This is a genomic window from Chondromyces apiculatus DSM 436, assembly GCF_000601485.1.
GTDB lineage: Bacteria > Myxococcota_A > Polyangia > Polyangiales > Polyangiaceae > Chondromyces > Chondromyces apiculatus.
The window spans coordinates 82,020-108,505 of record NZ_ASRX01000019.1; the positions used below are offsets into that span (position 1 = coordinate 82,020).

General features: G+C 71.7%; 20 protein-coding genes. 6 read left to right on the forward strand and 14 right to left on the reverse strand.

Annotated features, from left to right (window positions below; genetic code table 11):
* Window positions 1-11: 11 nt before the first annotated feature.
* Window positions 12-2,162: a hypothetical protein gene (locus CAP_RS14260; RefSeq protein ID WP_156040788.1), complete on the forward strand. Its 2,151-nt coding sequence runs from the start codon at window positions 12-14 to the stop codon at window positions 2,160-2,162.
* A 16-nt stretch (window positions 2,163-2,178) separates the two neighbouring features.
* Here CAP_RS14260 and CAP_RS14265 read toward each other — a convergent pair whose 3' ends face one another.
* On the reverse strand, window positions 2,179-3,516 hold the full coding sequence (locus CAP_RS14265) for a hypothetical protein (RefSeq protein WP_044240946.1): 1,338 nt from the start codon (window positions 3,514-3,516) through the stop codon (window positions 2,179-2,181).
* 180 nt (window positions 3,517-3,696) lie between these two features.
* Between CAP_RS14265 and CAP_RS14270 the strand changes: the two genes are divergently transcribed.
* Window positions 3,697-7,026 carry a hypothetical protein gene (locus CAP_RS14270; RefSeq protein ID WP_197041179.1) on the forward strand — a complete coding sequence of 1,110 codons (3,330 nt, stop codon included), beginning with the start codon at window positions 3,697-3,699 and terminating at the stop codon, window positions 7,024-7,026.
* A gap of 8 nt (window positions 7,027-7,034) precedes the next feature.
* A complete protein-coding gene (locus CAP_RS14275; RefSeq protein WP_156040790.1) occupies window positions 7,035-7,922 on the forward strand; it encodes a mechanosensitive ion channel family protein in 888 nt (295 codons plus the stop codon).
* Between the two features lie 55 nt (window positions 7,923-7,977).
* On the opposite strand, the gene mobA is transcribed toward CAP_RS14275, so the two are convergent.
* The 8 genes from mobA to CAP_RS14315 all read right to left on the reverse strand — a co-directional run bounded on the left by mobA (window position 7,978) and on the right by CAP_RS14315 (window position 18,134).
* Window positions 7,978-8,649: a molybdenum cofactor guanylyltransferase gene (gene mobA / locus CAP_RS14280; RefSeq protein ID WP_052375176.1), complete on the reverse strand. Its 672-nt coding sequence runs from the start codon at window positions 8,647-8,649 to the stop codon at window positions 7,978-7,980.
* A complete protein-coding gene (locus tag CAP_RS14285; protein ID WP_156040791.1) occupies window positions 8,646-10,622 on the reverse strand; it encodes a molybdopterin biosynthesis protein in 1,977 nt (658 codons plus the stop codon). Before CAP_RS14285 ends, mobA begins: the two co-directional genes overlap by 4 nt.
* 44 nt (window positions 10,623-10,666) lie before the next feature.
* On the reverse strand, window positions 10,667-11,923 hold the full coding sequence (locus CAP_RS14290) for a molybdopterin molybdotransferase MoeA (protein ID WP_231511461.1): 1,257 nt from the start codon (window positions 11,921-11,923) through the stop codon (window positions 10,667-10,669).
* Window positions 11,924-11,964: 41 nt separating this feature from the next.
* Window positions 11,965-13,896, reverse strand: coding sequence for a DUF2330 domain-containing protein (locus CAP_RS44585; RefSeq protein WP_197041180.1), 1,932 nt, complete (start codon window positions 13,894-13,896; stop codon window positions 11,965-11,967).
* 268 nt (window positions 13,897-14,164) lie between these two features.
* Window positions 14,165-15,244 carry an ABC transporter ATP-binding protein gene (locus CAP_RS14300; RefSeq protein ID WP_044240950.1) on the reverse strand — a complete coding sequence of 360 codons (1,080 nt, stop codon included), beginning with the start codon at window positions 15,242-15,244 and terminating at the stop codon, window positions 14,165-14,167.
* 29 nt (window positions 15,245-15,273) lie between these two features.
* Window positions 15,274-16,152 (reverse strand): ABC transporter permease, encoded by an 879-nt coding sequence (locus tag CAP_RS14305; protein WP_044240951.1) that lies wholly within the window; start codon window positions 16,150-16,152, stop codon window positions 15,274-15,276.
* 7 nt (window positions 16,153-16,159) lie between these two features.
* Window positions 16,160-17,254, reverse strand: coding sequence for a polyamine ABC transporter substrate-binding protein (locus CAP_RS14310; protein ID WP_044240953.1), 1,095 nt, complete (start codon window positions 17,252-17,254; stop codon window positions 16,160-16,162).
* Window positions 17,255-17,288: 34 nt separating this feature from the next.
* Window positions 17,289-18,134: an ABC transporter permease gene (locus CAP_RS14315; RefSeq protein WP_044240954.1), complete on the reverse strand. Its 846-nt coding sequence runs from the start codon at window positions 18,132-18,134 to the stop codon at window positions 17,289-17,291.
* Between the two features lie 282 nt (window positions 18,135-18,416).
* Here CAP_RS14315 and folE point away from each other — a divergent pair, with 282 nt between their 5' ends.
* The 3 genes from folE to CAP_RS14330 all read left to right on the forward strand — a co-directional run bounded on the left by folE (window position 18,417) and on the right by CAP_RS14330 (window position 21,026).
* Window positions 18,417-18,992, forward strand: coding sequence for a GTP cyclohydrolase I (gene folE / locus CAP_RS14320; RefSeq protein ID WP_044240955.1), 576 nt, complete (start codon window positions 18,417-18,419; stop codon window positions 18,990-18,992).
* Window positions 18,993-19,001: 9 nt separating this feature from the next.
* A complete protein-coding gene (locus CAP_RS14325) occupies window positions 19,002-19,667 on the forward strand; it encodes an LON peptidase substrate-binding domain-containing protein (protein ID WP_044240956.1) in 666 nt (221 codons plus the stop codon).
* A 129-nt stretch (window positions 19,668-19,796) separates the two neighbouring features.
* A complete protein-coding gene (locus CAP_RS14330) occupies window positions 19,797-21,026 on the forward strand; it encodes an AI-2E family transporter (RefSeq protein ID WP_052375180.1) in 1,230 nt (409 codons plus the stop codon).
* An 89-nt stretch (window positions 21,027-21,115) separates the two neighbouring features.
* Here the strand turns inward: CAP_RS14330 and CAP_RS14335 are convergent, their stop codons facing one another.
* Genes CAP_RS14335 through CAP_RS14355 form a run of 5 tightly spaced genes read right to left on the reverse strand, consistent with a single transcriptional unit; the run spans window position 21,116 to window position 26,283 of the window.
* On the reverse strand, window positions 21,116-21,943 hold the full coding sequence (locus tag CAP_RS14335) for a carbohydrate ABC transporter permease (RefSeq protein ID WP_044240957.1): 828 nt from the start codon (window positions 21,941-21,943) through the stop codon (window positions 21,116-21,118).
* Window positions 21,940-22,827: a carbohydrate ABC transporter permease gene (locus CAP_RS14340; protein WP_044240958.1), complete on the reverse strand. Its 888-nt coding sequence runs from the start codon at window positions 22,825-22,827 to the stop codon at window positions 21,940-21,942. Before CAP_RS14340 ends, CAP_RS14335 begins: the two co-directional genes overlap by 4 nt.
* The gene (locus CAP_RS14345; RefSeq protein WP_081864884.1) at window positions 22,824-24,209 is read right to left on the reverse strand and encodes an ABC transporter substrate-binding protein; all 1,386 of its coding nucleotides are present in this window, start codon (window positions 24,207-24,209) and stop codon (window positions 22,824-22,826) included. Before CAP_RS14345 ends, CAP_RS14340 begins: the two co-directional genes overlap by 4 nt.
* A complete protein-coding gene (locus CAP_RS14350) occupies window positions 24,206-25,414 on the reverse strand; it encodes an ABC transporter ATP-binding protein (protein ID WP_044240959.1) in 1,209 nt (402 codons plus the stop codon). Before CAP_RS14350 ends, CAP_RS14345 begins: the two co-directional genes overlap by 4 nt.
* Window positions 25,411-26,283: an HAD family hydrolase gene (locus CAP_RS14355; RefSeq protein ID WP_231511463.1), complete on the reverse strand. Its 873-nt coding sequence runs from the start codon at window positions 26,281-26,283 to the stop codon at window positions 25,411-25,413. The genes CAP_RS14350 and CAP_RS14355 overlap by 4 nt, the downstream gene beginning before the upstream one ends.
* Window positions 26,284-26,486 lie beyond the last annotated feature (203 nt).

Below are 26,486 nucleotides of genomic sequence, written 5' to 3' on the forward strand. Positions count from 1 at the left end.
GCAGCGCGCCCGTGTCGACCCCCGCCGCACCCGACGCTCCAGCATCGAGCGCGGCTTTACCGGAGGAGAGAACGCCGGCGCCGGGTGCGCTCGATCTCACCCTTGGCCGCGAGAGCGCGGCGCCGCTCTGGCTCCTGCCCTCGGGAGAGCTGAGCCACACCCCCGCGGCAGCGCCGCAAGGCATGGCGGCGAGGGAGGTGCTGGTGACGGCGGCGCGCTGGATCTCCGGGCGGCGAGGCACGGGGTTCGACCGGCTCTTCTCCGCGGGCGGGTCACTCTCTGCCACGGCATCCAGGCGCGAGCGCCTCTCCGCGCAGCAGGGGACGTGCCTGCTCGCACAGGTGCGCGGGGCACTCGGCGCGGCGGCCGTCGGCGAGCGCGCGGCGCGGGAGGATCCTCTCGGGGCGGCGCAGACCCGATCGGCAGGGCTGACGGTGCTCGCACACCTCACGGCCACGGCGCTGCGTGATCCGGCCTTCGGCGCCGTGGCCGAGGAGGCTGCGCAGGAGATGCTGCGGCTCGCGCACGCCGAGCAGGACCACGAGACGGCGCGCCCTGCGCTGCGCGCGCACGCCGTGCACCTCCTCCAGCTCCGGGCGCCGGCGCTCACCCGGGCGCATCGCGAGGAGGTGCAGGCCCTGGTGCGCGGGCTCCTCCGGGAAGCGCCGCCTTACGCGGAACTCACCGGTCCCTGGAACGTGGCCATGTGCTCGGCGGGAGAGTTCATCGTCGGGGAGCAACGCCTCCTCGTGCGCTCCGCGGGGTTCCGCGAGATCCCGCTGCCCGACGGCACCCCTGCGCCGCCGACGCACCGCGCGCAGTACCGGGCCTACGAGGCGCCGTTCCGCACCCCGAGCGGGGCGCCCGTGCGCATCTTTGCGCGCGCCGCGCTTCCGCGGGACGAGCACCTGGAGATGGGGAGCAGGTTCTTCATGGGCTTGCTGATCAACCGACACGCCCAGCTCGGCGCCTTCGACCTGCGCGCGGCCACCGTCAGGGTGCGCCAGGAGGGCTACAAGCTGATGATGAACTCCCAGTGCGCGGGGCTCACCACGCGCTTCGCGATCTCCCGCATGTTCCCGGACGCGGACATCTACTCGTCGTGGGACTCCACCTACTTCCGCAAGGACGCGGAGGGCGAGGTGAGCGCCTCCGAGGGGCTCGATTGCTTCCTGGCGGTGCTGGAGGGGATGCGCCACGGCGAGACCCACGCGCAGATCACCGAGCGCATCCGGCGGGCGCAGTGGCGCCATCCGCATGACGGCTCCCCGGGCTTCGTGCAGTTCGTGGGGCCGTCGCACCCGCGCGTGGTGGCCCGCTACGACGACGTGAACCAGGACGGCCGCGCCGACTGCTACGATGGCTTCCTCGACTTCGACCTGATCGAGATCGCGGAAGACGTGCACGCCTCGCTGGAGCCGCGCGACCCCGGGGTGCGGGCCTCGCAGGTCGGCGGCGCTGCGGCGCTGGGCCTGAGCTGGGCCTCGGGGTGCCTGAACCGCGCCGCGCAGTACGGCGCGCTCTGGGAGGGCCTGCCCGGCAAGAGTGAGCTGTTCTATCCATTCCAGTCGGGGGGCTTCTACAGCCAGCGCGAGCCGCCCGAGGACGTGCCCGCAGGCACGGGGCCCGCTCACGACCTCGGGCGCATGCCGGCCGTGGTGCGCTACCTGCCGGCGCCGGACGCCGAGGGCGGGTTCGTCGCGGAGGTGCTGTTCCACAGTTTCCTGAGCCATGCCTCGAAGGAGGTGAAGGCGCTGCTCTGCGCGGCGGACGCGCTGCGGCGCGCGCTGGACGTAGGGTACCTGCCGGCGGAGGGGCCGCTCGCAGGCGTGGCAGGGCAGCGCGGTGCCATCTTGCTCCTGCTCTCGGGGATGCTGGAGGTGCCCGCGCCACAGAACCTGCTCGATGCGCTGTGGGCCACGGCGCTCTCGGCGCTCAAGCTGCCAGAGGTGTCGCGCAACGTGGTGCGATCGTGCGTCAGCGAGTCGGAGCTGGAGCGGTCGAACATCTTCGGCTCCGCGCGGGGGCTCCAGCAGCTCCTCGCCACCCTCGAAGCGCGCGACCCGGTGGCCTACGCGCAGCTCGCGGGAGAGGATCCGGCGGTGGGCCGGCTCCAGCCGCTGGTGCTCGGCGGGAGCGCCGAGGGGACCGCGGGCTCGTGAGCGCGAGGGGCTCGCGTCACCGCACCGTGCGGGCGTGGGCAGCGCGTTCGACCTCCTCGATGAGGTGGCAGCTCGCGGTGTCGCCGTAGCCGCAGCCGAGGCGGAAGAAGGAGAGCGCGCGCTCGGGGGTCTTGTTGCGAAGGGCGGAGGCGACGGTGCGGCAACGCTCACTCACGCCCATCAGGCACGCCGTCGTCGCTGCCCACTCGAAGTCCTCGGTCTCCAGAGAGGACGATTCGAGCAACCGGGATAGCTCCGCGCACCCCGCGGCATCTGCGCGCGCGCACGCACGGCGGAGCAGCTCCCGGGCGTGGGCGACGTCGGCGTCCGAGACCGGGGCGCTGGCCAGGTAGCCGCGCGCGGCGTGCACGCACCCCGACGCACTGTCCTGTGCGCACCGCGCCTCCGCATAGGTCTGCGATCCACCTCCCACGGCAGCCCACGCGTGGGTCCCGAGCACCAGGCCTCCAGCCACGAGCCCCGCGGCTCCCCGCGCGATCGCACGCCGCAGCGCCTCGCGGGCCTGGTCAGCGCTCCCCACGAGCAACGCCACCGCGCGCGGCTGGCTGCGGTACGCCGAACCTCCGCGCGCGAGCTGCGCCTGCGTCTCCTCACCCAGGCCGAGGTCCAGGGCAGGCACCTCCCCGCCGCTCTCGCCAGGGCGAGGCTCGTGCGGCTCCAGGTGGGTCTGCATCACCCGCCTCACCCCCCTGAGGGCCACCAGGTCCGCCACGAGGATGGTGGCGATCAGCAGCACCGCGCCGAGGGCAACGCTCGCAGCCACGTAGGGCCGTTCCGCTTCCCACACCCGGTCGAGGATGTGCCGCGGCGCCTTCGCCAGCAGCGCGCCCGCCCACTCCGGCAGGGCGACGAGGGTGGCGAGCGACAGCGCGGTCGCCAGGATGGACCACACCGCACGCGCATCCGATCCGGCCACGATCGATCCGAGCCGCGCCCGCACGGCGCGCCGCGCGGCGCCGACCACCACCGAGCAGACCGGGAAGAACGCGAGGCCCGTGAGCACCCCGGCCACGACGCCGGCCGGCATGCCTCGCGCGAGGCCCGCCTCCGCGCTACCCACCACGCCGCCGGTCAGGGCCCCTCCCACCAGCACCGACGCGAGGAGCTGTCCGCCCACGCGCTCCTCGGGGGAGCGCACGCAGCGCCAGGTGAGCGCCGCGCCCACGCCAGCGCCCACCGCCATGGCCAGGAGCGCGGCCATCCCGCGCCTTGGATGGTTTGAGTAGCCGATGAGCGGCACCGCGAGCGCCCCCGACGACAGCCACCCGGCGGCCAGGCCGACCAGGGCGAAGGGGAAGGCGAGTGCGGGAATCGCGCGGTGAGGTCTCAGCATCGGGTCCTCCGGCCAGCCGTGTCAGAGTCATGATGAGGTCTCGTTGTTCCCGCGGCCACACCGGCCCGCGATCCGTTGGACCTCAAGTCTTGCAAAACGGGCAGGAGGCTGGTGGGGTGACCTGCCGAGATGGTGGGGCGCTCACTGGTGCAGAGAGGGATCGGAGCCGCGGGAGCGGTCTTGCTGGCAGGCACCCTTGCCACGATCGGCGGGGTCGTAGAGCCTGCGGGAGCCGCCGCCGCACCCCGACGCGCGGATGCGGGCCTACCGGTAGACGGGGGCGCGGCAGGAGAGGCAGGGGCGCTGGGAGAGGGGCCGGGCCAGGGCGCGGAGGCGAGCCGCGGGGTCGCGGGAGGCACGGAAGGCGCGGAGGACGCAGGAGACGCGGGGGAGGCGGGGGAGGGCGAGGCGCTCGCGACGCTCGAAGCGCGGGTGAAGCAGCTCGAAGGGCAGCGCGACGCACTGGGGGCGCTCCTCCGGGGAGTCCTGCCAGACAGCGGACTCACGTCGGGAGCGCTGCTCGGTGTCGATCTGCTGGATGACGCGGCTGTCGCCCTGCGTCGAGGAGAGATCGCCCGCGATTTGGAGGAGATGCGCAAGGCGGACCAGGCGCGCGACCGCACCGCCGAGAGCCCCGACGCTGGCCCTCTGGACGCTGGCGTTGCCGATACCTCCGACGCTGCAGCTCCGGATGCCACAGCAGATGGCGCTCTTGCAGACGAACCCCAGGGCCAGGCACGGGAGCGGCTGGAGCACGAGATCCGGCGCTCCCAGCAGGCCCTGGCGGAGGCCCAGCTCGCGCTGCTCGACAAGCCAGCGTGGGAGCGGCGGCGCATCGCGGAGGCAGAAGCGGACCGCGCGCGGAGCGTCGCGCAGCAGGCCCTTGCGGAGGCGGAAAGGAAGGGCGCCGCCGACGAGGCACGCGCCGCAGAGGAGGCCCGGAAGCGCGCTCTTGCCGAGGCCGAGCAAGCGCGCAGCGCGGCGCAACGCACCCTCGCCAGCGAGCGCGCCCGCGCCGAGCAGGTGCGCCGTGATCAAGCGCAGCTCCGGGAGGAGCTGTCACGCCGCCGGGGTGAGGACGCGGCCACGTCGACAGCGCGGCAGGCACGCCTATTCGAGCTGCTGGAGGCCGCAGGGACTGCGCAGCCTGGGACCGCGGCCACCGACGCGCTGTACGGCCGGATCATGGCGCAGCTCGTGGCGCTCCGTCCCGACACCGAAGCCGCCCTCGGGGTGGCCACGGCGCTCCGCGACGGTCAGCCTGTGCCGCGCTACAGCCTCCCCCGGGAGGCGCTCCCGAGTGGCGCCGGAGAGCTCGAACGCGAGCGCCAGGAGATCCTCACGCTGGCCGAGACGCTCGCCGACGGAGAGCGGGCGCTCATCGAGGAGTCGCGCCGGCTGACGTCGGCGCGCCTCGACGAGCTGCTCACCGGCGAGCAGGAGCTGAACGAGGCGCGGGTACTTCTCCTCGACAAGCTCAGCCCCGCGCGCCGCGACGAGGTACTGGGCCTCGGCCCCGAGGGGGGCACCCAGCTCGGCTGGGAGATCTGGCATGTGGGCGCCCGCGGCCGCTGGTACACGCTCAGCCGCGACGACCTGGCGGTCCGCACGCGCGCTGCCATGCGCGACCCCTACGTGATCGGCGCGGTCATCACCCGCGGCGTCCCCGTCCTCCTCGTGCTGGCCACGGCGCTCACCCTCTTCCGGAGGCGCCGCCGCCTGCGCGACGCTGCCTGGAAGGCCATCTCCAGCGTCATTCGTCGGCCTCCTCTCCTCCGCGCGCTCCAGCGCGCGCTCGATGCCCTCGAAGCGCTCTCGCCGGAGCTCGTCTTCCTCGCCGCTCTCTGGGGCGTGCACGCCGTGCTCGGGCCGCTCTCCACCATCGACGAGGCGCGCATCGCTCACGCGCTGCTCGTCTGGTACGGCCTCTACCGCCTCGCCCTCAAGGCCGCGCACCGGGCCATCACCTGGCTCTCCAGCACCCCGAACGCCCCCATCGGCGAGGCGACGAGCGCCAAGATCCTCCGCTCTCTACGCCTCGTCGGCCGCTATGCCCTCGGGGTCCAGGTGGTCCTGTCGCTCACCGCCGCCATCGTGGGCGAGGCGTTCATCCACCACCAGGTCCGCAGGTTCGCGTGGCTCGGGGCCATCCCCATCTTCTTCACCTTGATCCGCAGGTGGCGCGGGCACATCGCCGACGCTTACCTCCAGCTCACCGCCACCGGCAGCCTGGCCGACGCGGTGCGCTCGACCCGCGATCGCTGGTACGGCTTCTTCGTCGCCGTCGCGGCGTTCGGGGTTATCCTCCTCGCCGGCGCCAGCGGGGCGGCCCGCCGCTTCGTGCTCGGCTTCGAGCAGTCGCGCAAGGTCCTCGCCTACCTGTTCCGCAAGCGCCTGGAGCGTCGCGCCGAGGACGGCGACGAGGGGCGCGTCACCGCCGTGGGGCTGCCACCCGACCTGGTGGCCTGCTTCTCCGAGGCGCCGCTCGACGACCCCGCCGAGGGTATCGATCGCTTTCCCGGGATCGACAGGTTCGCTCAGGATCTCTCGGCATGGCGCGCCGGAGAGCGCCTCGGCGCGGTGCTCCTCGTCGGCAGCGCCGGCTCGGGCAAGACGAGCTGGCTCGCGGCCGCCGAGCAGCGCGCGGGCGCCCTGGCCGCGGTGCGGGTCCTCCTTCCACGCCGCATCACCAGCGCAGGCGAGCTGTACGCGCAGATCGGCGCCGCGCTGGGTGCTCCCCAGGAAGCCCGCGCCAGCGTCGAGGCTCTCGCGGCCTGGATGCGGACCGGAGAGGCGCGCCTCGTCGTCGTCGATCACACCGAGCGCCTCCTCCTCCGCGGGGCCGGCGCCTGGGGCGCCTGGGACGCCCTCCAGCGCCTCATCGAGCAGGCCAGTGACAGCGCCTTCTGGCTGTGCACGATGGATCTCTACGCCTTTCACTACCTCCGCTTCGCCCGCCAGAACGTCGGCGCGTTCCGCACCACCCTCACCCTTCCTCGCTGGTCCGAGCAGGAGATCGCCTCGCTCATCCACGCCCGCAACGAGCAGAGCGGCTACGCCATCTCCTTCGACGATCTGCTGCTCGAAGAGGTCGGTGGTCACGAGCGCGAAGCGCGCCTGGTCAGCACCGAGCACGACTACATGCGCCTCCTCTGGGACCACGCCGACGGGTCGCCTCGGGTGGCGCTCCACTTCTGGCTCCGCTCCCTCGTGCCCGATGGAGACCGGAAGGTGCGGGTGCGCCTGTTCCGGAGCCCTTACGAGGACGAGCTGGAGATCCTCGACGAGCCGGCGCGCTTCGTGCTTGCCAGCGTGATGTGGCACGGCGACGTCACGCCGGAGGAGGCGGAGCGCTCCCTGCGCTACCCGGCGTCCACCTGCGAGGCGGTCCTCGTCCGCCTCGCGGAGAGGGGCGTCCTCGCCGCCGCGGAGCGCCGCTACCGCGTGACCACCCGCTGGCAGGGAGCGGTGAGCGGCTTCCTGCTCCGCAAGCACCTCATCGAGCCGTGAGGGAGACGATGGCCCCGACGATCGACGTGGATCCTGGCGACCCCAACCTCATCGAGATCATCCGCCTCGGCGGGGTGCTCACCGGCCTCGGCGTCCTGTTCCTCACCTGGTTCGCGGTGCGCCTCGTGCGCGCCACGCTCACGCGCGTCGGCGATCGCTTCACCCACCGCCGCCTGCTGGTGAACCAGATCTCCACGCTGACCGGGTTCGCGCTCTACCTCGCCGGCATCGTCCTCGCGGTGAGCGCCTCGGTCAGCCTCTCGCGCGAGGTGGTCCTGGCCCTCACCGGCACCGCCGCGGTGACCGTCGGCTTCGCGCTCAAGGACCTCGCGGCCTCGATCCTCGCGGGCGTCACCATCATCCTCGACCGCCCCTTCCAGGTGGGCGACCGGGTGACGTTCGCCGGCACGTACGGCGAGGTGATCTCCATCGGCCTGCGCTCGGTCCGTCTCATCACCCTCGACGACAACATCGTCACCATCCCCAACAACAAGTTCCTCACGGAGGCGGTGTCCTCCGGCAACTACGGGGCGCTCGACATGCTGATCCAGCTCGATTTCTTCGTGGGCGTGGATCAGGACGTCGCCCTGGCCAAGCAGCTCGTGGAGGAGTCGCTGACGACGAGCCGGTACGTCTACCAGAAGCGGCCCTGGCTCATCGTCGTGAACCAGGTGGTGCACGAGAGCTACTTCGCCGTGCGCCTCCGCGCCAAGGCCCACGTGCTCGACGTGAAGTACGAGCAGGAGTTCCACACCGACGTCACCGAGCGCGTACTGGAGGCGTTTCGCGAGCACGGCGTGCTCCCGCCTGCCCTGCTCCACCGCGAGCTTCCCGAGGTCACCCCGCGGCGCAAGCGCGCCCCCGCCAAGGAAATCCCCCAGCCGCCGACGGCCTGAGAGCACCGGCGCGCCCGGCGGGGAACCGGACGATACGTTTCACCCGCAGGACGCCTCAGCGGAGGCCAGCCGCGGCCAGGGCGGCCGCGTAATCGTCGGGGGTGTTCAGATTCCGGAGCGACCACAGCTCGGGGTCTGCCGCCGCGAGCGCCTCGTCTTCGAGCAAGAGCTCGGGCGACACCACCCGGGTCGGCACCTGCTCGAACAGGAAGAAGGGGCGCCTCCTGTCCGCCGCGAGCAGCGCCAGTGCCTCCGCCCTCACCGCGCACCCGTATACCGACGCCAGCGGGTGGTGGTGTCCCTCCGCATGGGGCACGGCCACGGCGAACCCCTGCTGCAGCGCCGCCATCCGGCGCACGAACGCAGGGGTGAGGAAGGGCGCGTCCGTGGCCGACACGTAGGCGCGCTCCGCGTGGGGCGCGACGGCCTCCAGGCCCGCGGCGATCCCCCGCAGCGGCCCCTGCCCTTCCACGGCGTCCCGCACCACCGTGACTCCCGCGGGCAACGCCGGCACGTCCTGCCCTGGCGCGGCGACCACCACCACGGGCCAGGCAGCCTCCGCGACGCGACGCACCACCCTCGCGAGGAGCGGCTCCCCGCCGAAGTCCAGCCACGCCTTCGCCCGACCCATCCGCCGGCTCTGCCCTCCGCACAGCACCACGCCCGCGAGCCCCGCGACCCGCCCAGCAGGTACGCGCGCGCCTTCTTCGCTCGGGACGCCGCTCATGCTCTCAGCCCCCGCGCCCGCAGCGCTCTCCGCACCTCCTCCGAGCCCAGCTCTTCGAGGAGCGCCCGCACCCCTGGCCGGCCAGCCCGCGCCTCGGCGATCACCATGTCGAACCTCTCCTCGCGCAGCGGCAAGAACCCGAGTCCACGCTCCCGCGCCACCAGTTCGATGGCGATCCCGAAGTCGGCCCGCCCCTGCGCCACCGCAGCGCCGATCGCGTGGTGGGACGAGGCTTCCACAGCGTACCCCGCGGGGCGCGCGTCCCCGAGGAGTTCGTCGTACAGGGCCCTCGTCCCGCTTCCCCGGTTCCGGTTGATCATCATCACGGAAGGCGTCTGCGCGGCTTCCCGCACGGCCTCCGCCGCCTCCCGTCCTTCGAAGCGCGCGTCTCCGGCGCGGTACACCACGCCCTGGAGCCGGCCGTAGCCCCGCGCGAGCACGAGCCCTGGACCCATGAACGGCGCGTTGTAGCTGCCTGTCACGGCATCGTAGAGGTGCACGCCGGCGGCGTCGCACTCCCCGCGGCGCACGGCGGCGAGGCCGCCTTCGCTCCCCACCGCGATCAGCTTGCTGGTGATGCCGCGCCGCGAGAGGCGCCCCAGCAGCACGTCGAGGCCCATGCAGTGGCTCCCGATCACCACGAGGTCCACCCGACGCGGGCTCGCCCCCGCGACGGGCAGGATGTCCACCTCATCGCCAGCCTCAAGGCGCTCCACGCCGCGCGGGATCACGAAGTAGCCGTCTGCCTGGCTCCAGGCCGTGACCGATCCGGAGCCCTTGCCGATGGGGTAGGCCACGGCCCTGCCGGCGTCGTCCTCGGTGAGCCGCACCAGGACGTACTCCGTGCGCCCTCCCTCGGAGATCATCGCCACGGGCAGCCGCGCCCGTGACCATCCCCTCTCCCGCGCTCCCCTGGCAGGACTTGTGGCAGGGCTGGCGCCACTGCCTCCGCCAGCGCCGGGCTCCGCGCGACCGGCGAGGGCGCGGATCACGGGGGCGACGAACTCGTGGAACGTGAAGATGGCCGAGGTGGGGAACCCTGGCAGCACCACCACGGCCTTGCGGTCCGAGGCTGCGAGGCATAGCGGCTTGCCTGGCTTGAGCGCCACGCCGTGGGCGAGGATGCCGGGAGCCTCCAGCGTCTCCTCCAGCACCCGCACGTTCAGGTCTCCGGGGCCCTTCGAGGTCCCTCCGGAGAGCAGCACCATGTCTGCCGCCGCGAGCGCATCGAGGAGCGCGGCGCGCACTGCCGCCGGATCATCGCGGGTGATCCCGCAGGGCACGGGCTCGCCTCCCGCTTCCCGCACGGCGTCAGCCAGGATCACCTGGTTCGAGTCGTAGATCTTGCCCGCGCCGAGGGGCGCCCCGGGGGGCACGATCTCGTCGCCGGTTGAGAGGATGGCCACCCGTGGCCGCAGGAAGACCCGCACCCGATCGCGACCCATGGCCGCGAGCACGCCGGTCTCGCGCGAAGTCAGCACCTCGAAGGCCCGCAGCACCACCTCGCCCTGGGCGATGTCGGTCCCCGCCCAGGTGATCGCCCTCCCCGGCGCGACAGGCTTCTCCACGAGCACGTCTCCGCCCTCAAGGCGGGTGTGCTCGACCATCACCACCGCGTCGGCGCCTCGGGGGACCACGCCGCCAGTCGGGATGGCCATCGCACAGCCTGGCTCCACCACGCCGCGCGGCAGGTCCCCCATCTGGACGGCCTCGGCGAGGCAGCGCAGGCGCCGTGGTTCTTGCTCGCTGGCGCCGAAGGTGTCCTCGGCGCGGACCGCGAAGCCGTCCATGTTCGACCTGTCGAAGCCCGGCACATCCACCGGGCTCGCCACGTCCTCCGCGAGCACACGCCCGAGCGTCGCGCCGAGCATCACCTCTTCCACGCCCACCGGAGCGAGCGGCGCGAGCGCCGCCCGGAAGCGTCGCTCCGCTTCGTCCCGGTCCACCACGCTCAGGAACTGCTCCTGCTTCATCACCGCCCCGCCGCCCGCCGCCCGCCGCCCTGGATCGCCTGCGCTCAGTCGTAGAGGAGCACCTCGACCTCGGCGCCCTCGCCGTAGCCTTCCTCGTCGGCGGGCACCAGCACCACGCCGTCGGCCCGCGTCGTCGACGTGAGGATGGACGCGCCGCTCGTCATGAGAGGGATCACCCGCTCCTCCTCGATCCGCACCCGCACGTAGTCCATCCGCCCGATCTCGGAGACGATGCGCCGCCCCACCGTGCAACGCCGCCGTCGGTGAGGCCACGCCCGCGGCAGGCCTCCGAGCCCGCGGATGGAGGGGCCGGCGAACAGCTCGTACGCACACAGGCACGACACCGGGTTCCCGGGCAGCAGGAACACCGCCCGGCCATCGGGCAGGAAGCCGAAACCCGCGGGGCTCGACGGCCTCACCGCCACGCCGTGCACCGCCACTTCCCCGATCTCCGCCAGCACCAGCGGCGCGTGATCTTCGGGCCCCACCGAGGATCCGCCGGACACCAGCACCACGTCCTCGGGCGCGCCGCCCATCGCTGCGCGCACGGCTTCCCGACGGTCCGCGACATAGGTCACCGTCACCTCCGCGGCGCCATCACGGCGCGCGAGGGCGCCGAGCACCAGGCTGTTCGCGTCCACGATGCGCGCTCCCTCGGGGATGCTCCCTGGCGGCAGCAGCTCGTCGCCCGTCACCAGGATGTGCACCGAGGGGCGCCGGATCACCCGCACGGAACCGACGCCCGTCGACGCCAGCACCCCGAGGTCCTGGGGCCGGAGCTTCCGCCCCGCTGCCACCACCGCCGCGCCCGCGAGGAGATCCTCGCCCACCTGGGCCACGTGCTTGCCGGGTGGGACCGCCTCGCGGGCCCACACCCTGGGCCGCGCTGCGTTGGACGGTTCCTCGTCCGCGTACTCCGCCATCAGCACCGCGTCCGCCCCCTCCGGCACCGGCGCTCCCGTGGTGATCCGCACCGCTTCGCGCGCCCCTACAGCGCCTCCGAACGGGCGTCCCGGCCACGATGCTCCCACGAGCTGCAGCGCCACGGGGGCGAAGGCCGTCGCTCCGAAGGTCGCCTCTCCCCGCAGGGCGTAGCCGTCCATCGCGGCGCGCGCGAAATGCGGAACGCTGACGGAGGCCGTCACCTCCTCCGAGGCGACGCGCCCGCAGGCCTCGACGAGGGGCACGCGCTCGTCGCCGAGCCGGCCCACCCGCGCTTCCAGGATCGCGAGCGCGGCCTCCACCGAGGTCCGCTCCCGGAAGCCACGCATGCGGACATCGCGGCGCACCCGACCTTCCACGCCGCGAGGCTACCGCGGAAGTCCGGGCGCGGGTCGGGCGATCACCAGAAGCGACCGGGGCGCGCGCTGCGCTCGTCTGCGTCTGCGCCTTTCCGGCGGCGCGGGCGCAGCAGCCGCCGCATCGGCGCCACCACGGCCATCATTCCCAGGCCCATCGGCGAGAGGCGCGGGCCCTTGCGCTTCTTCTGCTTCGTCATCGAGGCCTCGGCCTCGCCGGTCTCCTCGCTCGGCCCGGAGTCGCAGTCCACCTCGCTCCCGCCGCTGTCGCCGCTGCAGCTATCCGAACTCGACGACGAGTCGCTCGAACAGCTATCTGAGGAGTCGTCGTAGTAGCTGTCCGAGGTGTCGCCGCTACAGGCGTCGGAGGAGCCGTCGTCGTAGCTGTCCGAGGTGTCACCGCTGCAGCCATCGTCTCCGCTGCCGTCGTCGTAGCTGTCCGAGGTGTCGCCGCTGCACCCGCTCCCGTACGAGGAGTCGGCCGTGTCTGCGGTCCCCACACACCCGCAGCCCCCGGGGGAGATGTACCCTTCGTCGTAGTACGTGATGCCGCCAGTGGTGCCCGACGATCCTCCGCTCGGGCTGCCGGGGCCCGAGCTTGGACCGGCGCCCACGCCCGTCCCGGGGCCCAGGCCACCGCCTCCGTTGCCGCCGTTCCCCCCCGTGCCCGGACCGCCGCCTCCGGTGCCCTCCTCGCAGCCTTCGAGGCTCACGTTCTCCGCCACCAGCTCCGGGCTCAGCTCGGAGCCGTCCGAGAAGGACACGGCTCGGTCGGTGCCCATCAGGGTGGAGGGGACGCGGAGGGTGTAGCGGGTCAGCCACGCATCCTGCACGGGGAGGCCCGACAGGGCGATGGCCAGGTCGTCGGCGCCCTCGCCGCAGCGCAGCACGCCCGGGTTCACCTCGCCGACGGCCGGGTTCTCCACGCAGGCGTCGGTCCCGTCGACCACGCCCTGATCGGCGCGCGGGCAGCTCGCCGACACCGTGCCGTTCGAGGACAGCGCCGACGCGGCGAAGGCGGCGCACGTGCTGGCCTGGCCCTCGCCGTCGCCGTAGGCCACCGCCCGGGAGAAGTAGGTGGAGGTGACGCCGCCGATGGACACGCTCCCGCCGAGCGAGACGTCCTTGCGGATCACCTCGTGGCTCGAACACTCCAGGACGGCCCCCGAGGCACCAGCAGCGACGAGCGCGGCCATCCGCTCGTCCTCGTAGTTCGAGTCGCCCGTGTCGGCGTTCCAGATCAGCGCCTCTTCCTCGACGGTGACCGGCGTGGAGCTGCCCAGCTCCGCGCGCCCCGCCCCGATGAACCACGCCGTCACCCGCACATCGTCGCCGCTCGCCTGCGTGAGCGACAGCGGCAGCACCGGCTCCACGCCGGGGAGCACCACGCGCAGCGTACGCGTCAGCGCGGGACCTCCCGGCGAGAAGAACCGCGCCACGAGGAACCGCTTGCCCTGCATCGCGCCGAGCTTCGAGGCCATCGCCGGAGAGAGATCGAGCCCCGCCTGCACCGCCCAGAGGGCCACGTCGCCCGCGCTCTCCAGCACCAGAAGCTCCGCGGGTGGAAGCGTCTGCTGGTGGTTCAGATCCCCCGCGACGTGCACCGCATCCGGGTCGTCTCCCTCTCCCGGGCACGTCGCGCTCGCACCGAAGGGAGGGAAGATCCGCGGCGCGGTGGCCATCTCCAGCGCTTCGAGCCACGCGTCGGAGGTCAGATCGAGCGCCGCGAGCGGCGGCACCGGCACCACCACCCCCACGGAGCCGGCGCTGCCGTCGAAGCGCAGGCTGGTCCACACCGTGGTCCGCTCCGGGCCCATCGCCACGGCCACCCGCTGCTCCACAGGGGTCTGGTCGTCGCTGGGCAGGAGCGCCCCGCCGGCGCGGGCAGCTCCGGGGAGCGCCACGAAGGGGAGGGAGGAGAGTGCGAGGAGCGCGAGGCGACGTCGAAGCACGTTGCCCTGATTCGCAAGGGCCATGCCTCGCATGCTACGCGGCTTTCAGGCGCGCAGGGGCCCGCATCCACGCCCGCGCGAACCCGCGTTCATGACGCGCCGTAGCCACACCCCACGGCGCCTGGTGTCGATGCCTTCGCAGCCCTGAGGTGCCGGCACCACACCACGTGCCGCCTGGCGTCGGCGCCTTCGCATCCCTGAGACGCTGCCACCACACCCCGTCGGCATGCACCGCGTCGGCGCTTCGCCCCCTCTGCCCCCTCCGATCCCCGGGGCGAGGCGTCGGGGTGGTTCAGTCCTCGTGTACGAAGACGATGTCGTCGTGGTGAAGGTGGCACCACACCCGATCCCCGGCGTGGACGGGGGTCCGGCGGGAACTCTCGTTCGCCACCAGCGCCGACAGCGTAAGGCCGCCATCGGTCTTGAGGCGGAGCTGGTCGGTCGGGCCCTGGAACAGCTCGTCCTCGATGGTCGCCTCGAACCAGTTGTCTCCCTCGCCGCGCTCCTTCTCGATCCAGACCTTCTCGGGGCGGATGGAGACCAGCACCCGCTCCGCCCCCTCCGGCAGCTCCTCGCTGGTGGTGAGGGTGAGTCCCCCTTCCAGCTCGACCCGGGCCTGCCGTGCCTCGCGCGCCACGACGGAGGCGTGGAGGATGTTGGCCTGGCCGATGAAGTTGGCGACGAAGGTAGTCTTCGGGCGGTGGTAGATGGCGTCGGCGTCGCCGAGCTGCTCGATCTTGCCCTTGTTGATGACGGCGATGCGGTCGCTCATGGTGAGCGCCTCTTCCTGGTCGTGGGTCACGAACACGAAGGTGATGCCGAGCTTCTTCTGGAGCTGCTTCAGCTCCACCTGCATGGAGTGGCGGAGCTTGGCGTCGAGGGCGGAGAGGGGCTCGTCGAGGAGGAGCACCTTCGGCCTGCACACGATGGCGCGGGCCAGGGCCACGCGCTGCCGCTGCCCGCCGGAGAGCTGCGTGGGCTTGCGGGCCTCCATGCCAGCGAGGGAGACCATGGCGATGGCGGAGCGCACCCGCTCGTCCATCTCGGCGCGGCCGACCTTCTTCATCTTCAGGCCGAACGCGATGTTCTCCTGCACCGTCATGTGCGGGAAGAGGGCGTAGCTCTGGAAGACCTGGTTGACGTCGCGGCGGTAGGGTGGCTCGTAGGTGACGTCCTTCCCTTCGAGGAGCACCGTGCCCTCGCTCGGCGTCTCGAAGCCGGAGATCATCCGGAGCAGCGTGGTCTTGCCGCACCCGGAGGGGCCGAGGAGGGTGATGAACTCCCCGGCGCGGATCGTCAGGTCCACCTCGTTCACGGCGGTGGTGCCCGAAAAGCGCTTGGTCACCCGCTTGAGCTCGACCATCACATCCATCCGACCCGACTCCTCGACGCGCGCCGCGCTCACGCGGCGTCGCTCTTGCGCATGCTGAGCGCGAAGCAGGCTGCGAACAGGAGCAGCATGGTCATGCCCAGCGCCGCTCCGAAGGGCCAGTCGCGGGCTTGCCCGAACTGGTTCTGGATCACGTTGCCGATCATGGGGACCCGCCCGCCGCCCATGAGATCGGTGATGGCGAACATGCCGATCGCCGGGATGAACACGAGGAGGACGCCCGCGAAGATCCCCGGCCGGGTGAGGGGCACGATCACGTGGGAGAACGCGGACACGGGGCCGGCGCCGAGGTCGAAGGCGGCCTCGATGAGGGCGTTGTCGAGCTTCTCCACGCTGCCGTAGATGGGCAGGATCATGAAGGGCAGGTAGGAATACACGAGGCCGATCACCACGGCCGCCGGGGTGTACAGGATGTCGAGGGGGGCCGCGATGAGCTGCATGTAGAGCAGCATGCCATTGAGGGGCCCCTCGGCCTTAAGGATGGACATCCAGGCGTAGGTCCGGATGAGGAAGCTCGTCCAGAAGGGGATCATCACCAGCATCAGCAGCTTGTTGCGGATCTGCTCGCTGGCGCGGCCGATGAAGTAGGCCACCGGGTAGCCCACCAGCAGGCAGATCACCGTGGTGATCGCGGCGTACTGGATCGAGTTGGTGAAGATCTTGAGGTACGTCTTGTCGAAGACGCGGGTGTAGTTCGAGAGCGAGAACTCGAACACCACCTGCCCCAGCTCGTCGCGCTGGCAGAAGCTGTAGACGAACATGATCGCGGTCGGGGCGATCACGAAGGCGAAGAGCCAGAGCATGAGCGGCGCGAAGAGCAGCCACCCGCGCAGCCCTGGCCTGCGCTGCGCACCCTGGATCTCGGGGAGCTGCCCGGTACCCGGCGTCATCGGCGTCTCAGTTCGCCGCAGCCTTCAGATCGGTGACCATCTTGTCGAGATCCGAGGCGGCCTTGCCGATGTCGCGGAAGGTCTGCTTGCTCTTGATCTCGGGGTAGCTCGCGGGGTTCTTGAGCTGCTCCGGGGTGAGCAGCTTGCGGGCCTCGCTGTTGGGGTTCGTGTAGGGGAACTTGTCGCTCACCAGCTTGCTCACCTCGGGGCGGAGGATGTAGTTGATGAACAGGTGCGCGCCCTCGGCGTTCGGCGCGCCCTTGGGGATGGCGAGGTTGTCGATGTACTGACGCGCGCCCTCCTCGGGGATCACGAAGGCGTACTTCTTGTCGGTGTTGGCGAGGATGGCGCCCTCGCCGCTCCACACCACGCCGATATCGACGTCGCCGTTCATCATCGCGGTCTTCGGGCTGTCGGAGTCGAAGACCTTCACGAGCTTGATCCACTTCTCGACGGTGGGCTTCACCTTCTCGAGGTTCTCGGGCGTCATCTGGTTGACGTCGATGCCGTGGGTCATCATCGCCCAGGCGACGATCTCGCGGTTGTCGTTCAGGGCCACGATGCGGCCCTTGTACTTGTCCTGGAAGACGTCCTTGAAGCCCTTCACCGGGTCCTTCACCTTGTCGGTGTTCACCACGATCCCGACGAAGCCGACCATCCAGGGCACGCTGTACTTGAGGCCGGGGTCGTGCGGCATGTCGCGCAGGTCCGCGACGATGTTCTTCAGGTTCGTGAGCTTCGCGTGGTCCAGGGCTTCGAGCTTGTTCTGCTTGACCAGCGCCTCGATCACGTACTCCGAGGGCTGGATGAGGTCGTACTTGGTGCCGCCGGCGAGGAGCTTGGAGAGCATCTCCTCGTTCGAGGCGTAGGTCTCGTAGTTGACCTTGACCCCGGTCTCCTTGGTGAAGCCGGTGATGACGTCCTCGGGGATGTACTCGGACCACGCGAACAGGTTCAGCTCCTTGCCGACTGCCGCTGCCGCGGGCGCCTTCGCCGACCCGGCGCCTGGCGCCGGAGCCGCTGGCTCGTCCTTCTTACAGCCCACGAGGAACGCGACGATCGCGATCGCCAGGAGATAGATCAAACCTCCAATACGCTTCATCTCTCGAACCCTCTCCTTCCGCGCGAATCGCGCCTCAACCAGGCTCCCGGGAGCGCCGCGCCGTTCCCTTGAGCAACTCCGCGCAGATCACCAGCATCGCGGTTCCCACGATGAACACCGTGGAGATCGTGTTGAGCAGCGGGTTCAGGCCCACCTTGGCCATCCCGTACACCTTGATCGGCAACGTCTCGGATTTCGGCCCCCGGGTGAAGTAGGTGACGATCAGCTCGTCCATCGACAGGGTGAACGACATCAGCGCCCCGGAGATGATGGCCGGCAGGAGGTAGGGCACCATCACGTGCCAGAACGCCTTGAGCGGCGTCGCGCCGAGGTCCATCGCCGCCTCTTCCAGGGACGGGTCGAGCCCCGCGAGCCGCGCCTGCACCGCCACCAGCACGAAGGGGAAGCAGAAGGTCACGTGGGAGATGATCACCGTGGCGAAGCCGAGCTCCATCTCCACCGTCTTGAAGAAGATGAGCAGGCTGATGCCCATGATGATCTCGGGGATGATCATGGGGATGAAGATCAGCGTGGAGATGGTGCGCAGGGCCGGGAAGCGGTAGCGGTGGAGCAGCCAGCCGCCAGCGGTCCCGAGGAGCACGGAGAGGCCGGTGGTGGCGGCGGCGATGATCACGCTGTTGCCCATCGACTCGATGAGCGCCGAGCGCCGCTCGTCCGCGAGGTGGGCCGTGAACTCGTGCCAGAGCTGTTCGTACCAGCGGAAGGTGAAGCCCTCCCAGACGATGGCGAGCCGGGAGGCGTTGAACGAGTAGACGACGAGCAGGACGATGGGCAGGTAGAGGAACAGGAACACCAGGCCGGTCCAGCCGCTGAGCAGCAGGTTCACCAGCCTCATGCCCGAGGGCGTCCGGGATCTCATCGTCGATTGTCCTGCCTTTGCTGCAGGGGCGCCGAGCTTAGCCCTCACGCAACGGCCATGGCAACCTCGCAACGGCCTGGTCGCGCCGTGTTTCCCGGCTCCCGCCGCATCGCGGCAGCGCCTCCGCCGCGCCACCGCGCTTGACGCCCCCCTCCCCTCCGCCTACCGCGGGACCTGCAGCGCCGCCCCGAGGGCAGCCGCGCTGCCGCGATCCGTGCCTGATCCCGTACCTTTCCTCGTGGCCGTTCCCGTGACAGAGACCCACCGCCGGACCTACCAGCCATGCGCAGGGTGATCGACCGCAAGGCAGCCGCGCGCGCCGTGGAGGATTTCCTCCGGGCGCTCGGCCATGACATCGAGGGGGAGCTGGTCGGCACCGGCGAGCGCGTCGCCGACGCTTTCGCCGACGACCTGCTCAAGGGCCATGGCGTCGACCCGGGCGCCCTCCTGCGCGACGGGGCCATGGCGGCCAGCGCCCACGAGCGCGGGCTCGTCATCCTGCGTGACCTGTGGGTCGACACCATGTGCCCCCACCACCTGCTGCCCGGCCACGGCACGGCCACCATCGCGTACTTGCCCGGGGACCGCGTGGCCGGCATCGGCACCATCGCCCGTGTCGTGGACGCCCTGTCCCAGCGCCTCACGCTGCAGGAGCGCATCGGCGGGCAGCTCGTCGACCTGCTCGTCGAGGATCTCGGCGCCCGTGGGGCGCTCTGCAAGATCTCGCTCACCCACACGTGCCTGGTGGCGCGCGGCGAGCGCAAGACCGGCACCGTCGTCGACACCCTCGCAGCGTCCGGGGTCCTCGCCCGTCCTTCTCCAGAGCGTGACCTGGCCATTGCTGCCCTCCTCCGCTAGCCTCCGGGCGTGACCTCCTCGGCGCCGCCACCTGCGGATCTCGGGGCCGCCTTGAAGCGGCTCCCCCTCTTCCCCCTGCCCCAGGCCGTGCTGTTCCCCGGCGGCCTCCTGCCGCTGCACGTCTTCGAGCCGCGCTACCGCGCCCTGGTCCGCGACGCCCTGGCCACGCACCGGTGCCTGTCCGTGGTCCTCGTGGCCAACCCGGCCAAGGTGGACGCCAACGGGCAGCCCGCCATCTGCGAGGTGGCCGGGGTCGGGGAGATCATCGAGCACGTCGATCTGCCCGGGGGTCGCTACAACATCCTCCTGCGGGGGCGGGCCCGGGTCAGGCTCATGGAGCAGCCGTTCGTGCCGCCCTACCGCACCGCCGAGGCCACCCTGCTCGAGGACACTGGCGGGCCTGTGGACGCCGTGGCGCAGTCGGCCCTCCTCGCCACGGCCAACGCCTTCGCGGCCATGGTGCGCGACCGGGAGCAGGCCATCGAGATGCGGGTCCCCACCGACGCGAGCGCCGGAGTCTCGGCGGATCTCTGCGCCCACTACCTGCTCCTCGACCCGCGCGAGCGCCAGACGGTCCTGGAGACGTTCGACGTCACCACCCGGGTCCAGCTCGTGACCGACGCCCTCTCCCTGCAGCGCCTGTCGTTCGCCCAGGGCAGCAGGTCGCTCAACTGACGCCGCTCGGCCCACAGCCTCCTCTCGCTCGGTGGAGCCACCTCCATCGACGGAACCATCTCCATCGGCGGAATCGTCAGCGTTCCACGTTGACGCGCTCCTCACCACGACCCATGTCCGGGGGATCTCATGGACCGTGAACGCTGGCTCGCGATCGTCGTCAGGACGGGGCTCATCGTCTTCTTCGTCTGGATGACCCAGGCGATCCTCGTCCCGGTCATGCTGGGGGCGCTCTTCGCGCTGCTCCTCGCGCCGCTCTCCACGCGCCTCGCGGGGCGCCTGGGCAAGGCGCAGCAGTTCGCGCCGCTCATCGTCACCATCTCCGCGTTCGTGATCTTCGTCGTCCCGTTCGTCTTCGTCACCATCGAGGTGGTGCGGTCGGTGAACGAGTTCCTCGCCAGGGACTGGACCGCCACCTTCAACCGCCTGCAGGGCTTCCTCACGGGCGGGTTCGACGTCTTCGGGCGGCGCATCCACATCGGCGGTCCGCAGATCCAGTCGGTGCTCTCCAACGTGGGGCAGCGCGCGGCGTCGTTCCTCGCCGGGTTCGTGGCGGGCCTGGCGACGACGGTGCCGAACTTCATCGTCGCGCTCTTCCTGTTCGTGGTCTCGCTCTACTACTTCCTGCGGGACGGGGACCGGCTCCGGCGCTGGCTCTTCCGGGCGTCGCCCTTCTCCGAGAACCAGACCCGGGAGCTGTTCAGTTCCGTGCGCGAGACCGTGAACGGGGCCATCCTCGGGCTCATCGCCACCTCGCTCGTGCAGGGCGGCCTCACCCTGGCAGCGCTCTACATCTTCGGCATCCCCCAGGCGTTCCTGCTCGGCATCGCGGCCACGCTGATGTCGTTCCTGCCGCTCATCGGGACCACGCCCGTCACCTTCGGCGCAGCCATCTACCTCTTCGTCAGCGGCCGCTACGGGGCGGGGGTGGGGATGATCGTGAGCGCATTCATCGTAGGCATCTCCGACAACGTGGTGCGGCCCTGGGCGCAGAGCAGCCGCGGGGACATGCACCCGCTGCTCGCGCTGCTCGGCATCTTCGGGGGCATCGAGCTGTTCGGGGCCTCGGGCGTGTTCATCGGGCCCATCGTGGCGGCGATGGCGGTGTGGGCGCTCGACACGTACATCCGTCTCTATCCCCGGCGCGATCCGCCGAGGCCGCGGCCACCAGGCGTGCCTTCCGAGACCGCGCCGGACGCCGGAGAGCGCTTGGAAGATCCGCCTTCGGACACGCCGTCCACCCACGCCACCCGGGACGACATCACCCCGTCCACCGACGTTGCCAGGGCCGACGTCCGACCCGCCGACGTCCAACCCGCCGACGCTCCCCCGCCGCCCTCGTCGCGCCGCTCGCCCTGAGGGCAGCCGCGCCGCAGCGTCATCCCCGCAGCGTCATCCCCGCAGCGTCATCCCCGCAGCGTCATCCCCGCAGCGTCACACCCGCAGCGTCACACCCGCGCGGTCACGGCGCGGAGGATGTGGCGCTGGGCCACCGCGAAGAGGGCGAGCACCGGCAGGCTCAGGATCACGTTGCCGGCCATGACCACGTGCCAGCGGACGCCGGTGCCTTGCTCGCGGAGGAGGGCCACGGCGAGGGGGAGGGTCCGGACCTCGTCGTCGGTGGTCATGACGAGGGGCCAGAAGTAGTCGTTGTAGTGGAAGACGAAGCTGAAGAGGAACAGCGCGGCGAGGGTGGGGCGGAGCATGGGGGCGAGGATGCCGTAGATGATCCGCAGCTCGCTCGCGCCGTCCATGCGGGCGGCCTCGATGATCTCATCGGGGACCGAGAGGAGGGCTTGCCGCACCAGGAACGTGCCGAGGGCGCTGACGCCGAAGGGAAGGACCAGGGCGGCGAAGGTGTTCACCAGGCCCGCGGCGCCGAGGAGGGTGAAGACGGGGACGAAGGTGACCTGGGCCGGGATGAGCAGGCACGCGAGGACCAGGCCGAAGGCGGCGCCGCGGCCGGCGAAGCGGAGCTTGGCGAGGGCGTAGCCGGCGGGGAGGGCGAGCGCGATCTGGAGCAGGGCGATGGCGATGGCGGCCGCGAGGGAGGTGAGGAGGTAGCGGCCCACGGGCACGGTGGTGAGCACCTCGCGGTAGGCGCCGAGCTGCACGGCCTGGGGGAGCGGGTAGGCGGGGGCGCGGAGGATCTCGGGGAGGGTCTTGAGCGAGGTGACGGTCATCCAGGCGTAAGGCCCGAGCCAGAGGGCGGCGACGATCACCAGCACGGCGGTGCGGGCGAGGTGCGCGGCGCCCTGGCCTCGTTCGCCGATCATCGGGCCCTCGATCGCGCGTGCTCGCGGGGGGCGGCGCCACGCATGACCCGGAGCTGGATGGCGGTGAGGGCAAGCAGGAGGAAGAAGAAGACGATGCACAGCGCGCTGGCACGGCCCACGCGCAGGTTCATGAAGATGTGCTCGTAGATGGCGTAGACGAAGATGGTCGTGGAGCGCACGGGGCCTCCCTGGGTCATGACCCGCACCACGTCGAAGGCCTGGAAGGAGAGGATGAGGCTCGTGGTGGTGACGAAGGCGACGGTGGGGCGGAGCAGGGGCCAGGTGACGTGGCGGAAGCGGCGGAGGGGGCCGGCGCCGTCGAGCGCCGCAGCTTCGTAGAGGGAGCGGGGGATGTCCTGGAGGCCAGCCAGGAAGATGACCATGGCGTAGCCGGTGATCTTCCAGACGCTGACGCCGGCGAGGGCCCAGAGGGCGGTCGCGGGGTCGGCGAGCCAGGCGCGGCCGGGGAGACCGATCGCGCGGAGGGCAGCGGAGAGGATGCCGTCGGGGTCGAGGATGAGCATCCAGAGCAGGGCCACGGCGACCCAGGAGACGACGTAGGCGCTGAACACCGCGCCGCGCACGAAGGCGAAGACCTTGCCGGGGCGGTCGAGGGTGACGGCGAGGAGGAGGCCGAGGGCGCCGGAGAGGAGGACCACGACGGCGCTGTAGCCGAGGGTGCGGGCGAGGGTGCCGACAAGCTCGCCGCTGCGGAAGAGGGCGCGGTAGTTGTCGAGGCCGACCCAGACCGGAGGGGTGAGCAGGTCCCAGGCGTAGAGGCTGTCCTTGGCGGCGATGGCGAGCGGGAGCAGGAAGAAGACGCCGAGGAAGATCGCGGTGGGGAGGAGCAGGGCGTAGGGGTGCCAGGCGTGGCGCGGGTTCATGGTTCCCTCGCGGCGCGGCGGGCTTCGTCGAGGGCGGCCTCGGCGTCGCGGGGGACGAGGACGGCCTCCTCCAGGCGGGGCTGGACGGCTTCGCGCTGGACGCGGAAGAGCGCGGGGGACCAGGGCCACGCGGCGGCGACGGCGAGCTGGTCGACGGCGACGCGATCGTTGGGGTGGGCGGCGTAGAAGCCCTGGCGCTCCAGCAGGTCGAGACCGCCCCGGGAGACGGGGAGGTAGCCGGTCTGGGTGGCCCAGTGGTTCGCTTGCTCGGGTTCCATCATCCAGCGGAGGAAGGCGGCGGCGGCTTCCTGGGCGTCGGGCGCGGCACCGCGGGGCATGACGAAGAGGGTGCCGCCGGTGGGCACGGAGGCGCGAACGCCGCGGGGGAGCGGGGCGGCACCGACCTCGAAGGCGCCGCTGCCCTTGGCGGCGTTGTCTTCGAGGTAGCGGAGGAAGGCGGTGGAGGTCCAGATGAGGGCGACCTTGCCAGCGAGGAAGTCGGTGTTGACGGCTTGCCAGGCGTTGTAGTCGCGGCCCGGGGGAGGCTTCATGGTGCGGTCTTCGTGGACGAGGGTCTGCCAGAAGCGGAGGGCGCGGACGCCGGCCTCGCCGCCAAGGGTGACCTCGCCGTTCGGCTCGACGACGTTGCCGCCGGCCTGGCCGACGAGGGCCGCCCAGAACCACCAGTCGACGGGGCAGCCAAAGCCCCAGCGCACAGTGTCCGCGCCGCGGCGGACGAGAAGCGCCTGGGCGGTGGTGCGGAGCGCGTCCCAGGTGGTGGGCGGGGCGAGGCCCATCTGCTGGAAGAGGGTGCGGTTGTAGTAGGCGATGGGGGTGGAGCGGTTGAAGGGGAGGCAGACCAGGGGTCTGTCGGCGCCGTGGAGGAAGGTGCCTTGCTGGCCGAGGGCGGGGACGATGTCGAGGTCTTCAGCGCCGCCGGGGAGGATGCGGGAGAGGGGTTCGAGGACGCCGGCCTCGGCGAGGTAAGGGACGACCTCGCCGACGACGTGGGTGAGCGCCGGGGCGGAGCGGGCAGCGATGGCGGTGCGAAGCTTGGCGAGGCACTCGAAGTACTCGCCCTGGTAGGTGGGCTCGATGCGGTAGCGGCTCTGGGCGGCGTGGAACCTGTCGACGAGACCGAGGAGGACCTCGCGGTTCTTGCCACCGTACGCGAACCAGAGGGAGCCGACGCGGCGTCCGTCGGCGGCGCGGCGCGCACAGCCGGTGCCGGTCGCGGCGAGGGCCGTGGCGATGCCGGCGGCGAGGGCACGGAGGGCGTCGCGCCGGGACGTGGAGGGAGCGCGGCGCGCGGGGCGGACCGCAGAGATGGGGCGGGGTTGCGCGAGGTCCGCGGGGGTGGGTCGGGGACGCGGGAGGGTCATCCCGGGGCTCGGAGGCGCTTGCCGGTGGTGGCGTCGAACCAGAGGGCGCGGGAGGAGGCGATGCCGAGGCGCACGGTGTCGCCAGGGGCGAGGCGGGCGAAGCCGGGGACGCGGGCGCGGAGCTGGAGCGCGCCGCTCTCCAGGTAGACGAAGGTCTCGGCGCCGAGGGGCTCGACGACCTTGATGCGCGCGTCGACGGTGGCGGCGAGGGGACCGGGGTCAGTGGTGCTGGTGCTGGCGCTGGCGCCGGTGCTGGTGCTGGCGGAGTGCGGGTGCGGGGTGTCCGTGGCCTCGCCGGGCGTGGACGCGCCGGGCGTGGATTCGCCGGGCGTGGAGAGAAGGCGCACGTGCTCCGGGCGCACGGCGATGACGGCGCGCTCCGGGAGGTCGAGACCGGGGGGGACGTCGAAGGAGATGGGGGCGCCGTCGGCGCGGTAGCGGCCGTCGTCGCGGCGGACCTCCACCTGGTTGATGGCGGGGGCGCCGAGGAAACCGGCGACGAAGAGGGTCTCGGGGTCCTCGTAGATGGCGCGGGGGGCGCCGACCTGGAGAAGCTCTCCGGTGCGGAGGACGGCGACGCGATCGCCGAGGGTCATGGCCTCGACCTGGTCGTGGGTAACGTAGATGGCGGTGGTGCCGAGGCGGCGGACGAGGGCGGAGAGCTCGACGCGAAGCTCGGCGCGGAGGGCGGCGTCGAGGTTGGAGAGGGGCTCGTCGAAGAGGAAGACCTTGGGGGCGCGGACGATGGCGCGGCCCATGGCGACGCGCTGACGCTCGCCGCCCGACAGCTCGCCGGGACGCCTGGCGAGGAACCTGCTGAGGCCGAGGGTGGCCGCGACTTCGACGACGCGCGCGTCGCGGGCAGCGCGGGCGACGCCGCGCATCTTGAGGGGGAAAGCCATGATCTCGGCGACGGTCATGTGCGGGTAGAGGGCGTACCCCTGGAAGACCATGGCGACGTCGCGCTCCTGGGGAGGGACGCGGCTGACATCGCGGCCGCCGAGGTGGATGGAGCCGGCGTCGGGCGCGTCGAGGCCGGCGATGAGGCGGAGGGCGGTGGATTTGCCGCAGCCGGAGGGGCCGACGAAGACCATCAGCTCGCCAGGGGCGATGGAGAGGTCGAGGCCCTGGAGGGCGGGGCGATCCGCGCCGGGGAAGTGGCGGCGGAGGCCGCGCAGGTCGATGCCTCCCGCGCTGCTCGTCATGCGCCTCGGGGGGAGATGGGCGCGATGGGCAGGGAGGCCGGAGCGGAGGGATCCTCCAGCTCGACGGCGCCAGGGAGGGTGCGGCAGAGGTCGAGCAGCTTGGGGGAGGGCGTGACCGCGACGGGATGCATGGCGAGGGCGAGCATGGCGGCGTCGTACGCGCTGTCGCCGAAAGCAGCGAGGAGGGTGAGCTGGCGGCGGGCAGAGGGGTCCGCGGGAGAGGGGATGTTCAAGGCGCGCTCGACGGCGAGGACCTTGCCGTGGCCGTACGTGGCGGGGGCGCCCATCTCGGGCTGGATGACGCCGGCGGTGACGCGGGGGCGCATGGCCATGACGTCCACGGGGGGGATGGCGAAGGCCCGCACGGCGCGCTCGACGACCACCTGCGGCGAGGCAGAGACGACGATGACGCGCAGGCCGCGCGCATGAGCCCAGGCGACGAGGGCCTTCATCCCGGCGCGGATGCGGGCGGGGAGGCCAGTGGCGTTGAAGGTCTGCTCGGCGAAGGCGCCGACCTCGTCCTCGGTCCAGCCGGCGAAGACCCAGGCCATCATCGCGAAGGCGCGCTCTTCGTCGTACTTGCCCGCCTTGAACTGGTCGTAGAGGCGCGCGGCGAGGTCGTTGGGGTCGGCGTCCGGGGGGACGTCGAGACCACACGCCGTGGCCTCGCGGGCAAGGGCATCGCGGGCTTCGGTGCGGACGCCGCGCGCGGCAAGGAGGGCTTCGTAGATGTCGAAGCCGACATCGCCGTCCCACAGGGTCTGGTCGGCGTCGGTGCCCATCGCCAGGGGTTTCTCCCAGTTGCGCCACGCCGAGAGGGCGGAGCCCAGCGTCTCCAGCACGTCATCGGTCGTCTGCCGTGGGATCACGGCGCTCAAGCTCCGGTCTTGGTCCATCGCAACGCTCCCTGGGCTCCACCTACCAGCATCACCACGTGGTCCGCACGCCATCATCGCCCGGGTGGCCTCATAACGCGATGCGCCTCGTCGGGCGGTGCTTCTGTCATGCTCCCGTCATCGGGTAGGCGCGATCGGGCTCCCGCTTTCCCCTGCCCGGGGGGCCGTGGTAGTCC